The following is a 14,872-nucleotide window of genomic DNA, read 5'->3' on the forward strand; positions in this document are numbered from 1 at the left end:
GGGTTGGGACGCACACGCGCCCCAACCCATGGATCATAAGGCAGATGCCTTATTCGCCTATACGGTACCAGTCTGCAACATTCCACAGCTCTGAATCGAACACGTTCAAGCGAACGCCACCCAATGTGACGGCATGGCCGGACACACGACCACGATCGACCAAAGGTACGATTGTGTTGCTTTCTTTCGTCAGCATGTCGTTCATTTTACGTGCGATTTTGCCGCGCTCTTCCAAGTCGCCTGTTGTGGCAAGCTTGTCGATCAGTGCGTCATATTCTGGATCGCAGAAGCGGTTGATGTTTTCACCCTGCCACTGGCTGTCTGGTTTTGGCTCATTGCCGCAACGGTAGGCTGCCAGATAGGCTTGCGGGTCTGTACCATCAAACACGTTCGCGTACATTTCAACGTCCGCATAGAACTTTTGGAACGTGTCAGGCGAACCTGGGTCACCACCAAAGAACACGGAACCGTCCAGGTTGCGCAATTCGGTTTCAACGCCGATTTCGCTCCAGGATTGTTTGATCAGGGCTTGGAAGTCCTGACGCACAGCGTTTGTGGATGTTTGATACAGCAAGGACAGCTTCATGCCGTCTTTGTCGCGGATGCCGTCGCCGTCTGTGTCAGTCCAACCGGCTTCGTCCAGCAGCGCACGTGCGCCGTCCAGATCCTGTGTCAGGCATTCCGTGTTGTCGGACGCGTAGATCGCAGGTGCAGGCACCAGATTACATGTTGGGCGACCCGCGTCACCGTAGCCGACTTCAACCAGCAATTCGCGGTCGATGGCGATAGACAAAGCTTTGCGCACACGACCATCGCTGAGGATCGGGTGAGGTTCGGCAACTGTTGCGCGCGTTTCTGGCGGCAGGTCAGGCGACGGGTTTGTCAGGTTCATTTCCAGACGCTCAACCAACGCACCGAATGCGGACACAGGCACACCTTTGCCGCCTTCAGCCATTTTGGCGATGACGTCGGGTGCCAGTTGCAGGTTCCAGCCGTAATCAAATTCGCCTGTTTCCATGACCGCACGACCAGAGGCTTCGGCAGAACCGCCACCTTTGAACGTGACAGAAGCAAAGGCAGGTTTGCCCGCTTCACGGTAGTTTTCGTTCGCAACCATCGTGATCACATCATTCGGTTTGAAGTCTGTGACGACAAACGGGCCTGTGCCGATGGGGCCAAAGTTGGCGTCTGTGCATTCAGGTGCGCGTGCACCCATGCAGTCTGCAAACTGTGCCGCTTGGATAATCGGGGACTGACCGCCCATGAAGGGACCATAGGGGTTTGGCTTGGGCTGATCGAATGTGACTTTGATGGTCAGATCGTCCAAGGCTTCAACGCTTGTGACACCGTCAAATTTGGCACCCTGGGCGCAACCGCCTTCTGGGTCCATGCAATATTCAGCCGTGAATTTGACGTCGGCGGATGTCACGGGCGTGCCATCGGACCATTTCAGGCCCTCTTTCAGCTTCCATGTGATGGATGTCAGATCTTCGGACACGCCACCATTGCCAACTGTCGGAATTTCTTGCGCCAGAAACGGCACAGGGTTGCCGTCGGGGTCGTAGCGGCCCAGCGGTTCGACCACCAGCGAAGACGATTCGATGTCTTTGGTGCCGCCCGATAGATAAGGGTTCAGGATGGAAGGGGCCTGCCAATAGATGATGCGCACTTCGCCATCGCGGCCGCGTTCACCTTCGTGGCCGTCTGCATAAGCCATAGGCGCCATCGCACCCATAGCTGTTGCAGCAAGCAAGAGGGATTTGAGTTTCATGTCATACTCCATGTTGGACACTTTTCGTGCCGTTGAATGTCACGGTTGTCCGCGAACATTTTTGACCTTTGGGAATAAAGACGCTTCAACTGCGATGCTTAACCTTACGGTTAAATTCAGTTTTTGCCTGTTCCCCCACAAGCCGATCATCCTATCGAAACAGGTTTGTGAAAAAAAGCAAGTGCTGTCGTGCGGGAAATGCTGCGAAACCACGCGTTACTCGGGTTGGTGTTTGACACTGTCTAAGAAACGGTCGTAGCGTCGCGTACCATTGATTTTTCCAAAGACCTTGAGGACATAGGATGCTCGATACGGCCGACGCGGCGCAACCGGCACAAACCATTGCAGAAATTGAAGGTTTGCGGGTCGAATTTCAAACCAAAGACGGGCCGGTGGTCGGTGTCAAAGACGTGTCTTTCAACATCAAATCGGGCGAAACGGTCTGCGTTGTCGGAGAATCAGGGTCGGGTAAGTCGGTGTCGTCGCTGTCTTTGATGCGTCTGGTAGAGTTCGGCGGCGGCAAAATTGCGGGTGGGCGCCTGTTATTTGATCGTAAGGATCAAGACAAAGTCGATTTAGCCGACATCGACCCCGAGATTATGCGTGGCATTCGTGGCAACGAGATCGGCATGATCTTCCAAGAACCCATGACGGCGCTCAACCCCGTGTTTACGGTCGGGCGTCAATTGACGGAAGGGCTGCGCCTGCATCGCGGCATGTCCAAATCCCAAGCCAACACGCGCGCCCTTGAGCTGATGCGTCAGGTGCGGATCCCTGAACCCGAACGTCGCCTAAAGCAATATCCGCATGAATTGTCAGGTGGTATGCGCCAGCGTGTTGTCATTGCCATTGCGCTTGCCTGTGAGCCGCGCCTGCTGATTGCGGATGAACCGACCACAGCACTTGATGTGACCATTCAGGCCGAAATTCTGGCCCTGATGGATCGGTTGAAGCGCGAAACAGGTACGGCCGTGATGTTCATTACCCATGACATGGCGGTGGTGGCCCAAATGGCGGATCGGGTTGTCGTCATGTTCCGCGGCGAGAAGGTCGAAGAAGGCACTGTTGAAGAAATTTTCGAGAATCCGCAGCATCCCTACACAAAATCGCTTTTGGCAGCGGTCCCCAAGCTGGGCGAAATGACCGGCAAAGAATATCCGGAACCCATGGTCTTGATGAACAGCCGCAATCCGTCGGCGGGTGTCCCCATCAAAGGCACAGATGAAGTGCTGCTAGAGGTGAAAAACCTGACGACGCGCTTCCCGGTGAAAGGCGGGTTTTTCCGGCGCACTGTCGCCAATGTTCACGCCGTTGAGGATTTGTCATTTTCCATCAACAAGGGGCAAACCTTAAGTCTTGTAGGCGAATCTGGGTGCGGCAAATCTACAGCGGGCCGATCCATTTTGCGGCTGGTTGAACCGCAGGCGGGTTCGATCAAAGTGGGCGACACCGACATCATGGCGCTGAGCCACAAAGATCTGCGCGACAGCCGTCTGGATATGCAGATGATCTTTCAGGATCCATTTGCAAGCCTGAACCCGCAAATGCAGTTGTCCGATCAGGTTGCGGAACCCATCCATAACTTTGGCACTTTAAAAGGGGCCGCCATCCAACAACGCGTTGAGATGCTGTTTGACCGTGTGGAACTGCCGCGCAGCTTTATGCGCCGCTTCCCGCATGAATTGTCCGGTGGCCAACGTCAGCGCGTGGCGATTGCGCGGGCACTGGCTTTGAACCCCAAGCTGATTATCGCAGACGAAGCCGTGTCGGCGCTGGATGTTTCGGTGCAGGCACAGGTTTTGAACCTGATGATGGAATTGCAATCCGAACTGGATTTGTCGTTTCTGTTTATTTCACATGACATGGCAGTTGTTGAACGGGTCAGTCACAATGTGGGTGTTATGTATTTGGGGCGGATCGTTGAAATGGGGCCACGTGCCGCTGTTTTCGAGAACCCGCAACATCCCTACACCCAAGCCTTGATGAAAGCGGTACCCATTGCGGATCCGCGAAAGCGCAAAGACGAAAAAGATCTGAATTTTAAGCCGATCCCGTCACCGATCCACGGGCTGGATTACACTGCTGAACCGTCGGTCTACAAAGAAGTCTCGCCGGGTCACCAAGTGCTTTTGACGGACAGCGGATACTGATATGATCCTACGAATGGCGCCGCTGGACCTGATGACCAAGCTTATCAGTTTTCCAACGGTCAGCAGCGAAACCAATCTGCCTTTGATCGGTTGGGTGGAAGATTATCTATCGTCTCACGGGATCACGGCACATAGGTGGCCGGACCCGGACCAACCCCATAAGGCGGCTTTGTTCGCCCATGTCGGCCCGGACGTCGAAGGGGCGGTGGTGTTGTCGGGCCACACGGACGTGGTCCCTGTCGAAGGCCAGCCATGGGACACCGACCCTTGGACCGTGGTAGAGGCGAAGGGGCGCTATTACGGCCGCGGTACCTGTGACATGAAAGGCTACGATGCGCTGGCGATCTGGGCGCTGGTCGAGGCGCATTATGCTGAATTGCGCACGCCGATGCAGCTTGCACTCAGCTTTGACGAAGAGGTCGGTTGCACGGGTGCGCCGCCTATGATCCGGGCCATGCAAGGAGTGGTGCCCAAGGGCCGCACAGTTATTGTGGGTGAGCCGTCGATGATGAAAGCCGTCACAGGCCATAAGGGGGGCAATGCATGGCGCACCCATGTGATCGGGTTCGAGATGCATTCGTCTTTGCAAGACCGCTCTGTCAGCGCCATTCATGAAGCAGCCCGTTTGATCGGTTGGGCCAACGATATGAACGAAGCGGCTGCCGCGGCCACGCCGGGGCCATTGGCAGCAAAGTTCGATCCGCCCTTCACCACCTGGCACGTGGGCACCATTCAAGGCGGTACGGCCGACAACATCACGGCCAAGGACTGCCATTTCAACATGGGATACCGGGCTGTGCCAGGCGACGACACGGACGCGTTGGACAAGGCATGGCTGGATAAGGTCGCGCAAGTTGAAGCCGCAATGAAAAGGATCCGCCCCGAGGCGGAGATCAGATTGACCCCGAAGTTTGCTGTGCCGCCTTTGTTGCCAGAAGATATGGGGCGCGCTGAGACTTTGGCCCGGGCGTTGACCGGTGACAATGGGTCCCATGTTGTCAGCTATGGCACTGAAGCGGGGCAGTTTCAGGACGCTGGTTATTCCGCCGTGGTCTGTGGTCCCGGTGACATCGCACAAGCGCACCAGCCCAACGAATTCATCGAAGTGACACAATTCGAGGCGGGCCATCAGTTCATGCGCGATCTGGTGACGCGCCTTTGTCAGTGAGACGGCGCGCTTGGCTTCACCAAGACGCCCCGCCCACCGACCCACGCCACGTCCTTTAGGATCACAAACAGGTAAAACAGTGAAATTCCCGATCTCAGAAGCCACCCCTATTACGTATCCCGGTCCCGTCCCAACGGAAGCGGACGTTGTTGTGATTGGTGCCGGTGTCATTGGCGTATGCACGGCACTTTTTCTAGCGCAGGACGGACACAAGGTCGCGCTGCTGGAAAAGGGCCGCATCGCGTGTGAACAATCCAGCCGCAATTGGGGGTGGATTCGGCAGCAAGGGCGCGACCCCGATGAACTGCCTATCACAGCCGAAGCCAACCGTTTGTGGCGTGAACTGGCAACCCAAACCAATATCGACATTGGTTTGGTGCAAGGTGGTGTGACCTATCTGGCAGAAACGACCGAAGAAATGGAGACCTATGCAAACTGGTTGCCACACGCCAAAACACATGGCGTCGACAGTAGACTGTTGAGCGACGCGGAGATTGCGCAGGTGTTTCCTGGGATTTCGCGTCGGTTTGCAGGTGCGCTCCATACACCCAGCGACATGCGCGCAGAGCCTTGGGTGACGGTGCCCGCTTTGGCCGGAATAGCGGCCCGCGCAGGTGTTGCAATTGTTGAAAACTGTGCAGTGCGATGTCTGGACCGCGAAGCGGGCCGTGTCAGTGGCGTTGTGACCGAAGCAGGCGTTGTAAAAACAACACAGGTTGTTTTGGCAGCGGGGGCGTGGTCATCCCTGTTTTTGCGCAACGAAGGAATATCGCTTCCACAGTTAAGTGTCCGCGCCACAGTGGCCGCGACCCACCCCTTGGCACATCTTTCGCAAGGGGCTGCAGCTGCTGAAAACGTCGCGTTTCGTCCACGTAGCGACGGCGGGTATTCGCTGGCGGCTGGCGGGTTTCATGAGCTGTTTGTTGGTCCGGATGCGTTTCGCGCATTGCCAAAATTTTTAACGCAACTGAAACAGGATCCCTTTGGAACCCGTTTCTTGCCCAAAGCGCCCAAAGGATTTCCGGATGCGTGGGGTACAAAACGCAAATGGACAGGCGATGCGCAAAGCCCATTTGAGGACATGCGTGTCCTTAACCCATTGCCAAACAAGAAAAAACTGACTGACTTGTGTCGTAACTTCGCAGCATTGTTTCCCGAAATGGGCGATGTCACACTGAAAACGGCCTGGGCGGGAATGATCGATACGATGCCTGATGTGGTGCCTGTGATGGACCGCGTCGACGCCCTGCCGGGGTTGACCATTGGAACCGGGTTTAGCGGTCACGGGTTTGGGATCGGACCGGGGGCGGGCAAAGTGCTGGCAGGGCTGGTCACTGGTGCAGATGTGGCGCATGATCTGACACGATTCAGGTTGAGCCGCTTTTCGGATGGCTCCCCCATGGACATCGGCCCCTCTGTTTAGGCCCCATCGGTCCAGAACCGCCAAATCAAGGTCCGACAGGTTAGGGCGTATCACATAAGGGCCTTTTCCATCGGGGGCCGCATTTTACAGGAGATACTATGCCGATCAAAAACCGTTTTGCCGAAACCCATGCCGACATCACAGCATGGCGCAGGCATTTGCACGAGATTCCCGAACTTGATTTCGATTTGTTCGAGACCTCGAAATTCGTAGAAGAGCGTCTGCGCAGTTTTGGCATCACTGACATCACGACAGGTGTGGCGAAAACCGGTTTGGTTGCTGTGATCAAAGGCAAAACCGACACAAAAGGCCGTGTGATCGGGTTGCGCGCCGATATGGATGCATTGCCAATCGAGGAAGCGACGGGGCTGGATTATGCCTCAAAGACCTCTGGCAAAATGCACGCTTGTGGTCATGACGGACACACTGCGATGCTGTTGGGGGCGGCGCAATATCTGGCAGAGACCCGTAATTTTGACGGGACAGCTGTGCTTTTGTTCCAACCGGCCGAAGAGGGCGGCGGCGGCGGCCGTGTGATGGTTGAAGAAGGCGTCATGGATCGCTTTGGTGTTCAAGAAGTCTACGGCATGCATAATATGCCCGGACTGAAGGCGGGAGAATTTGCGATTTGCAAAGGGCCTTTGCTGGCGGCGACTGATGAATTTGTGCTGACAATCACGGGGCAGGGTGGCCATGCCGCTGCCCCGCATGAGGCGGTTGATCCAAATGTGGCGTCTGCCCATGTGATCTTGGGGGTGCAAAGCATCGCATCACGTATCACGGACCCTTTGAAACAGGTTGTGGTGTCGATATGCGCACTGCATTCTGACACCGACGCCCACAATGTGATCCCGCAATCGGTCACCATGCGTGGCACTGTGCGGACCTTGGATGCGGGTGTGCGCGATGTGGCTGAAACCAGCTTGAAACGGATTGTGGAGGCCACGGCGCAGGCCCATGGGTGTAAAGCCAATATCGCTTATGTGCGCGGATATCCTGTGACCGTGAACGCCGACGAAAACACCGATTACGCCGCCGAAGCCGCAGCCGCGGTGGCGGGGTCGGTGATTACCGATACGCCACCGATCATGGCGGGCGAAGACTTTTCCTATATGCTGGAAGCCCGCCCCGGCGCCTACATCATGGTGGGCAACGGAGAAGAGGGCGCAACGGTGCACCACCCGGCATACGACTTTGACGACGATACCATTCCAGCCGGATGTAGCTGGTTTGCAGAAATGATTGAACGGCGCATGCCTGCGGCGTAAACACGGCGATTTTTTGAAAGCGCCCCAGACAAGACACCACAAAAAGAGATTCCTATGCCCGTAAAAAACCGACTTGCCGAACTGCATGACGACATCACTGCTTGGCGTCGTGATATCCACGAACATCCCGAAATCCTGTTTGAAACCCACCGCACCAGTGCTTTGGTGGCCAAGAAACTACGCGAATTTGGCTGTGACGATGTGGTTGAAGGGATCGGGCGTACGGGTGTGGTCGGCGTGATTAAAGGGAACGCGACAGGGTCCGGGAAGGTGCTGGGCTTGCGGGCGGATATGGATGCGTTGCCCATTCATGAGCAAACGGGATTGTCTTATGCCTCTAAGACAGACAACGCGATGCATGCGTGTGGGCACGACGGGCACACCGCCATGCTGTTGGGGGCCGCGCAGTACTTGTCGGAAACCCGCAATTTTGACGGGACGGTTGTTGTCATTTTTCAACCCGCAGAAGAAGGTGGCGGCGGCGGGCGCGAGATGTGTGAAGACGGGCTGATGGAGCGTTTTGGCATCCAAGAGGTGTACGGCATGCACAATTGGCCGGGCCAACCTGTGGGCAGTTTCGCAATCCGCCCAGGGGCGTTCTTTGCCGCAACCGACCAGTTTGAAATCCTGATTGAAGGATTGGGAGGGCATGCGGCCAAACCACATGAAACGGCAGATCCCACGATCATGGGAAGCCAGATTGTTATGGGGATGCAAACCATCGCGAGCCGCAATGCCGATCCGGTTGATCAGTTGGTGGTGTCTGTGACCTCTTTCGAGACATCATCAAAGGCGTTCAATGTCATTCCACAACGTGTTCACCTGAAAGGGACTGTGCGCACGATGTCTGCTGAAATGCGAGTTCTGGCCGAAAAGCGTATTCACGAGATTTGTGAAGGCACAGCGACGGCATTGGGCGGCAAAGCAGAGGTTGTTTACCACCGCGGCTATCCCGTCATGGTCAATGCAGAAGCCCAGACAGAATTTGCAGCAGACGTTGCCAAATCCATTTCGGGCCAATGTGATGAAGCGCCTTTGGTTATGGGGGGCGAAGACTTTGCCTATTTGCTGGAAGAACGCCCCGGCGCGTATATTCTGGTGGGCAACGGCGATACTGCGATGGTGCATCACCCCGAATACAACTTCAATGACGACGCCATTCCGGCTGGATGTTCGTGGTGGGCCGAAATTGTCGAACAGCGTATGCCCGCAAGCTAATTGGCAGGCGTGTGGTGCACCAAGGTGCACCTTACGTCTCTATTGCCCTGATAGCATTTGCCTTGACAGTTTTTGATAGACGGTGTCGATCCCGTCTGCCTCGGATTGAATGCCAAATCCTGCACAGGCCATGACCCGGGCCTGTGCGCCCATTTTCTCAACATTGCCGTTTAGAATATCATCCGCTGCTTTTGTGGCTTGCCCTGCGGTGCCCACGATGGTTCCTGCAATCCCGTCAGCCGTAAATGCGCGGTAATACCCTGTGTCCGTTCCCACAAAAGGCACTGCTGAGGCCATGCCTTCCAGTGGGACCATCCCATAGCCTTCGTATGTGGGCAGTTGCACCACCAAGGACAGCGCTTGCATCAGTTTTGGCAGGTCCGGTGACGGGATTTCACCCACAAACAGGATGCGGTCGCTTAGGTTAGCCCGCGCAATGACGGACTTCAGCTTGTCTTGAAACGCCTGATGTGACCGCGATGCCTTGCCCACCACCAACGCCACTGCGTCCGGGTGGTCACGCAGCAACGGCAGCATCGCAGTCACAAACTGATCGGTGCCCTTTTCGGGCCGCACCCGTCCGATTGTCGCGATGCCCCGTTGGCCGCCATACCCCAAAGCCTGCCAAGCCGCGGCCCTGTCAGCGGCTGGCACATACAGGTCTGTGTCAACGCCGTGCGGCACAACTGCGCGGACATGGGGCACAAAGGAAGCGGCCGCATCGGTGGTGGCAATGACCGCGTCCATCCGGCCGATCAGCCAACGGGGAAATGCGGAATGGCGGCGAATGGCGGCGGACGTGAACACAATTTTGATAGGAAGGCGCAGCACATCACGCGCCCAAAGTGCCGCACGCATTTCAGTGTTGCGCCGCACGTGCCAAATGGCGCCGCCACGTGACAGCGCACGGGCCTGTTTCACCGTGATCGGTGCAGGGCAGCCGGGCAGGGGACGGCCCACCAAATGCAAGTCGTACCGCCCGGTTTGTGCTTTGACGACATTGGCTGCGGTTGCTGAAACGCCTGTGAAGTTCTTGTTAAAGTTGGTGACGAACAGCTTGTGTTTCATACGTTCAGGTCCAACCCGTCGACCAGTGCATTTGCGATGCTGTCCAGGGTGTCTGCCTGACCGCCTGCAAAGTCACGCGCGGCCTGCCTTGCTTGGGTCAATGCGACAGGGTGCTCAAACCAGTCTTGCGCCAGTTGGGCAAGGTTCGCACCGCTGCTGACCAAGCGGGCACCGCCTGCAGCCTCAAGCTTTGCATAGGTGTCGGCAAAATTGTTCACGTGTACCCCGGACAAGACCGCAGCTCCCATATGGGCGGGTTCATAAGGGTTGTGCCCGCCAATCGGTTTGAGAGAACCGCCCAAAAACACAAAAGGCGCCAATGTATACCACAGCCCCAGTTCGCCCAGCGTGTCGGCCAGATAGACTTGCGCTTGGGGTATGTCGCCAGTGCTGCGCCGCGACAGGCTTAGGCCTAAATCTGTGACCAGCTTGGCGACTTCTAGTCCACGTTCAGGATGACGGGGGGCAAGGATCAAACATAGGTCCGGTTGGGTTTCGAGCAGTGAAATATGGGCTGTAAGCACCTCTTGTTCTTCACCCGGATGGGTCGAACAGGCCGCCCAAACGGGGCGTGGTCCCAAAGCGTGCTGCACATCCGACAAGGATTTGCCATGCACTGGCAAAGGCGCGGACAGCGATTTCAAGTCAACGCCTTTGCGTGTTTTATCTGGCTGTGTGCCAAGTGCGATCAGTTGATCGGCCAGCGCATTGGTCTGTGCAAACACCAGCGAAAACCCTTCCAACAGGAAGCGCGCGGTTTTTGGCCGTTTGGCCCAGCGTTTCAAGGATCGTTCTGACAACCGCGCATTGACCAGCGCCATCGGCACACCGGCTTTGCGGATGTGCACAAGCATGTTGGGCCAAAGTTCACTTTCCACCAACACAAACGCATCGGGCCGCCACGCCCGTAAAAAACGCTTCAACGGACCAGCGCCATCAAGTGGTACAAACTGGTGCTGGCATCGCGGTGGCATACGTTTGGCAATCAGGGTGGCAGAGGTGGGGGTGCCGGATGTGATTAAGAACCGTGCTAGGGGCAACGCACGGCCCATAGCTGTGATCAGCGACAACACCGACAGGCTTTCGCCAACAGAAGCGGCATGAAACCAGATCAGCGTGCCGCCTGGACGTCGTTCTGTCGCGTGGCCCAGAACCTCATGGGCACGGTGGGCAGAAATGCCGGCACGGCGCAGTTTTTTGACCCTTGCGCGTGCAGCAAAAGGCAAGACCAGCGCCGTGGCCGCCGCATAGGTACGGTAAAGGCCGGTGGGCTGCATTAGCCGCCTGTGTGGCTCATGTGGCGCGGCATTTGCCCGTCCAGCGTTTGGCGGGAATAGTCAAAATCGTGCCCTTTCGGCTTCATAGCGATTGACGCACGAATGGCATCCTCAAGGGGGCCATCGTCATCGGGATGGGCGCGAAGCGGTGCGCGCAAATCGGCCATGTCTTCTTGACCAAGGCACAGGTAAATTTCACCAGTACAGGTGATGCGCACGCGGTTACAGCTTTCGCAGAAATTGTGGGACAACGGCGTAATAAACCCGATCTTTTGCCCTGTTTCCTCCAGGCGCACATACCGCGCTGGTCCACCTGTGCGTTCGGCTAAATCAGTCACTGTATAGTGCTTTGCATATTCGGAACGCACATCTTTCAAAGACCAATATTGCCCCAAACGGTCTTCGTTGCCGATGTCGCCCATCGGCATGACTTCGATCCAGGTCAGATCCAGCCCCATCTCGGCACACCACTGTGTGATATGTGGCAGTTCCGGTTCATTGAAACCTTTCAGGGCCACAGCGTTGATTTTAACCTTAAGCCCTGCTTTCAGCGCCGCATCGACGCCACGCAAAACTTGTGGAAGGCGCCCCCATCGGGTGATATCGGCAAATTTTTGATCGTCCAACGTGTCCAAAGAAATGTTCACACGACGCACGCCCGCCGCAAACAGGTCATCGGCATAGCGTTCCAGCTGCGAGCCGTTGGTGGTCAGCGTCAGTTCCTTTAAAGTGCCCGCATCAAGGTGGCGTGACATGCTGTCAAAGAAGGTCATGATGCCTTTGCGCACCAATGGCTCACCGCCTGTGATCCGCAGCTTTTCAACCCCAAGCCCGATGAACGTCGAACACATGCGGTCCAGTTCCTCTAGCGTCAACAGCTCTTTTTTGGGCAGAAATGTCATATTTTCCGACATGCAATAGACGCAGCGGAAATCGCAGCGGTCCGTGACGGAGACACGCAGATAGGTGATGGCGCGGGCGAATGGGTCAATCAAAGGAGCGTTCATAGGATCATAGGTAAAGATGCGCCAAAGGCTCGGCAAGGGGGGAAAGGTGATTGATGAGGTGCAAGGCGCACACTAAGGTCGGGGTTATGAAGAATATCTGTATATGCGCGGCGCTGGCCGCAATCTTGGCGAGCTGCGCGATTGTGCCAGACCGGTTCAAACCGAAAAACCGCGCAGAGGCGGTGCAAACCGCGCAATCGCAAGACACGGGTAACAGCACGGGCATCAACACAGGCATCAACACTGCGGGGGCAAGTGATCAACAACGCCCCAAAAGCCGGCCAGACGGTGCTGCTGTTGACGGTACAGCTGCCGAAGCGGGTGCTACCGGCGTGGCGAACCCGCCTGCGAAAGCCAGCGGGGCATTGGGCACAACTGTGGCATCCTTGGGCAGCCCGGCAGAGCCCGGCTTGTGGTTGAAAACCCCTTTGGTGAAAACCCAAACATCCGGCACCGTTAGCTATAACGGCACATCGGCCCAAGTTACCCTGATCCCGATCGAAGGCCCAAAAACAGCGGGCAGCCGCATGTCTTTGCAGGCGTTTCAAACCCTTGGTGCGTCTTTGACAGACCTGGTTGAGGTTGCCGTTTCAATCTAGGGTCAGGTTGGCGCTAAGGCAAAATCCAGCGACCGCCGTGTCACGGCTTCGTGTTTGTGGGGCAGTTGATCTTGCGGCGATAATCCACAAGTTGACCGAACAACAACACATGATTTGCCTTGGAGAAAAACATGCCTGAGATGAAGCTGGCCGCCGGAGCGGCTTTTCCCAATTTTGATGTGCCACAATACGGCGGCGGCACCTTGCAAGTGGGCGTGCCAACCGGTGACCACGACTGGCAGATGGTTGTGGTGTACCGCGGCAAACACTGCCCGATCTGCACACGTTACCTGACCACAATAAATGACCTGTTGGCCGATTTTCATACACAAGGCGTGGATGTTGTTGCTGTCAGTGCAGACAGCGCAGAACAAGTGGAGACGCAGTTGGCTGATATTTCGCCAGCGTTTCCAGTGGGGTACGGGATGAGCATCGAACAGATGCGGGATCTTGGCCTGTATATTTCAACGCCACGGTCTGAAGCGGAAACCGATCACCCGTTTCCGGAGCCGGGTCTGTTTGTGATCAACGGTGCAGGCCAGATCCAAATCTTGGACATCTCCAATGCACCGTTTGCGCGCCCGGATCTGAATGTTGTGTTGGGGGGCATCAAATTTGTGCGCAACCCCGACAACACCTATCCGATCCGTGGCACCTACGCCTAGACTTTCAGGCGCCTAAACTTTCAGGTATTTCGCCGCTTCCTTTGCGGCGAAAGGCTTCATTTGGGGGCCGTGTTGCGCCAAAAAGCTGCGCACGGCCTCTGCATCATGTTTGGACAGATCACGCAGCCACCACGCGATGGCTTTTTGGATAAACCATTCACGGTCAGACACGTAATCAGCGGCCCATCCCAGAACGCGCTGCCGGATTTCCAGATCCAGCGGCTTGGGATGGTTTTGCTTTGTCCATGGCAGGGTGATCACCAAAGCCGCGCGGCGGGTCCACATGTGGTCCGATGTTGTCCAGCTTTCGATGTGATCAATACGCGAGGGATCCGCGATTAACCGCTTTTGACCGGCCATGCAGGCGTGATCGGCAATCGCCCAACTGTCAAAATCATCCACCCAAGACGCGATAAGCCCCCATACATCGTCGTCGTCTTTGATGCGTGCCTGTGTCAGGAGTTTGGCCGAGGCAAGACGGGCCTCATAGATGTCTGTTTCCCAAAGGGCATCCGCCAGATCAACGCGTTCCTCCACGGTCATGTCCGCGCGCCATGCTTTGGTCAGATCATTGATGATGGGGTTTGCAATTCCCAGATAAACGCGGGGTGCTTTGTGGTAGCTTGCCGATTGTTCCGCTTTTTCAGCATCTTGGTGAGTGTTCAGTTGCTCTAGGGCGTCGTCTAGGTTCATGTGGGTGCGTCCGGGGAATTGGGGGCTAAAATATGGGTGGGCAAGCCATCCAGCGTATGCTGGTTGCGATCTTCCCAATAGGTCTGGATGCCGTCGGACCCTTTGTCCTCTGCCCATTTGGTCAAAACGTCGCGTGGGCCTTGGTGTTCAAAGAATGGCACGGCATAGCCACAGCTGGTTTGCAGCATATCCACCTGCATGTCATAGATTTGGCGGGCCGCGAAGGTTTCGGGAAACAACGCATTCAACGCGTCAAACTCTGCGTCCCGTGGATGCAGAGTTTTCGCAGTACCGTAGGTGCGCATGATCATGGGCCGCGCTTCAAATCCGCACCACATCAAGGTCATACGTGGATGTAGCGCCAAATGGCCTGCCGTTTCATTGCCAGACCCGGTCAGATTACGCCAAACGATGCGATTGGGGCCAAGGATGCGCAGGCTGTCCATGCCCTTCGGCGAGATGTTGACCTTACCGTCAGGGGCAGCAGAGCCGCTGAAAAACATGTGTTGCGCTTCTATAAAGGCGCGGTGGTCGTCTGCGATGTGATCGAATTGCTTGCCCATTG

General features: G+C 56.3%; 13 protein-coding genes. 7 read left to right on the forward strand and 6 right to left on the reverse strand.

Annotated elements, in window-relative coordinates; translation table 11 throughout:
- Window positions 1-49: 49 nt before the first annotated feature.
- Window positions 50-1,771 (reverse strand): peptide ABC transporter substrate-binding protein, encoded by a 1,722-nt coding sequence (locus ABJL60_RS03510; RefSeq protein WP_348374805.1) that lies wholly within the window; start codon window positions 1,769-1,771, stop codon window positions 50-52.
- A gap of 302 nt (window positions 1,772-2,073) precedes the next feature.
- Between ABJL60_RS03510 and ABJL60_RS03515 the strand changes: the two genes are divergently transcribed.
- The 5 genes from ABJL60_RS03515 to ABJL60_RS03535 all read left to right on the forward strand — a co-directional run bounded on the left by ABJL60_RS03515 (window position 2,074) and on the right by ABJL60_RS03535 (window position 8,998).
- On the forward strand, window positions 2,074-3,921 hold the full coding sequence (locus ABJL60_RS03515; protein ID WP_348374806.1) for an ABC transporter ATP-binding protein: 1,848 nt from the start codon (window positions 2,074-2,076) through the stop codon (window positions 3,919-3,921).
- 1 nt (window position 3,922) lies between these two features.
- A complete protein-coding gene (argE, locus tag ABJL60_RS03520; protein WP_348374808.1) occupies window positions 3,923-5,089 on the forward strand; it encodes an acetylornithine deacetylase in 1,167 nt (388 codons plus the stop codon).
- A gap of 79 nt (window positions 5,090-5,168) precedes the next feature.
- Window positions 5,169-6,512, forward strand: a complete 1,344-nt coding sequence (locus tag ABJL60_RS03525) for an FAD-binding oxidoreductase (RefSeq protein WP_348374810.1) — start codon at window positions 5,169-5,171, stop codon at window positions 6,510-6,512.
- Window positions 6,513-6,610: 98 nt separating this feature from the next.
- Window positions 6,611-7,780 carry a M20 aminoacylase family protein gene (locus ABJL60_RS03530; protein ID WP_348288014.1) on the forward strand — a complete coding sequence of 390 codons (1,170 nt, stop codon included), beginning with the start codon at window positions 6,611-6,613 and terminating at the stop codon, window positions 7,778-7,780.
- A 54-nt stretch (window positions 7,781-7,834) separates the two neighbouring features.
- Window positions 7,835-8,998 (forward strand): M20 aminoacylase family protein, encoded by a 1,164-nt coding sequence (locus ABJL60_RS03535; RefSeq protein ID WP_348288012.1) that lies wholly within the window; start codon window positions 7,835-7,837, stop codon window positions 8,996-8,998.
- A 39-nt stretch (window positions 8,999-9,037) separates the two neighbouring features.
- Here ABJL60_RS03535 and ABJL60_RS03540 read toward each other — a convergent pair whose 3' ends face one another.
- From ABJL60_RS03540 to moaA, 3 genes are read right to left on the reverse strand one after another with little or no spacing between them, the layout of a single operon-like run.
- A complete protein-coding gene (locus tag ABJL60_RS03540; RefSeq protein ID WP_348374812.1) occupies window positions 9,038-10,066 on the reverse strand; it encodes a glycosyltransferase family 4 protein in 1,029 nt (342 codons plus the stop codon).
- Entirely contained in the window at window positions 10,063-11,343 is a 1,281-nt protein-coding gene (locus ABJL60_RS03545; RefSeq protein ID WP_348374814.1) for a 3-deoxy-D-manno-octulosonic acid transferase, read from the reverse strand. The genes ABJL60_RS03540 and ABJL60_RS03545 overlap by 4 nt, the downstream gene beginning before the upstream one ends.
- Window positions 11,343-12,350: a GTP 3',8-cyclase MoaA gene (gene moaA / locus ABJL60_RS03550; protein ID WP_348288006.1), complete on the reverse strand. Its 1,008-nt coding sequence runs from the start codon at window positions 12,348-12,350 to the stop codon at window positions 11,343-11,345. The genes ABJL60_RS03545 and moaA overlap by 1 nt, the downstream gene beginning before the upstream one ends.
- 86 nt (window positions 12,351-12,436) lie before the next feature.
- On the opposite strand from moaA, the gene ABJL60_RS03555 reads away from it, so the two are divergent.
- Window positions 12,437-12,949 carry a hypothetical protein gene (locus ABJL60_RS03555; protein ID WP_348374816.1) on the forward strand — a complete coding sequence of 171 codons (513 nt, stop codon included), beginning with the start codon at window positions 12,437-12,439 and terminating at the stop codon, window positions 12,947-12,949.
- A 131-nt stretch (window positions 12,950-13,080) separates the two neighbouring features.
- Window positions 13,081-13,614: a peroxiredoxin-like family protein gene (locus ABJL60_RS03560; RefSeq protein WP_348374818.1), complete on the forward strand. Its 534-nt coding sequence runs from the start codon at window positions 13,081-13,083 to the stop codon at window positions 13,612-13,614.
- A 12-nt stretch (window positions 13,615-13,626) separates the two neighbouring features.
- Here ABJL60_RS03560 and ABJL60_RS03565 read toward each other — a convergent pair whose 3' ends face one another.
- Window positions 13,627-14,307: a DNA alkylation repair protein gene (locus tag ABJL60_RS03565; RefSeq protein WP_348374820.1), complete on the reverse strand. Its 681-nt coding sequence runs from the start codon at window positions 14,305-14,307 to the stop codon at window positions 13,627-13,629.
- Entirely contained in the window at window positions 14,304-14,870 is a 567-nt protein-coding gene (locus tag ABJL60_RS03570; RefSeq protein WP_348374822.1) for a pyridoxamine 5'-phosphate oxidase family protein, read from the reverse strand. The genes ABJL60_RS03565 and ABJL60_RS03570 overlap by 4 nt, the downstream gene beginning before the upstream one ends.
- Window positions 14,871-14,872: the final 2 nt, after the last annotated feature.

The sequence above is a fragment of the Ascidiaceihabitans sp. genome (assembly GCF_039986515.1).
In the GTDB taxonomy this organism is placed as follows: Bacteria; Pseudomonadota; Alphaproteobacteria; order Rhodobacterales; family Rhodobacteraceae; genus Ascidiaceihabitans.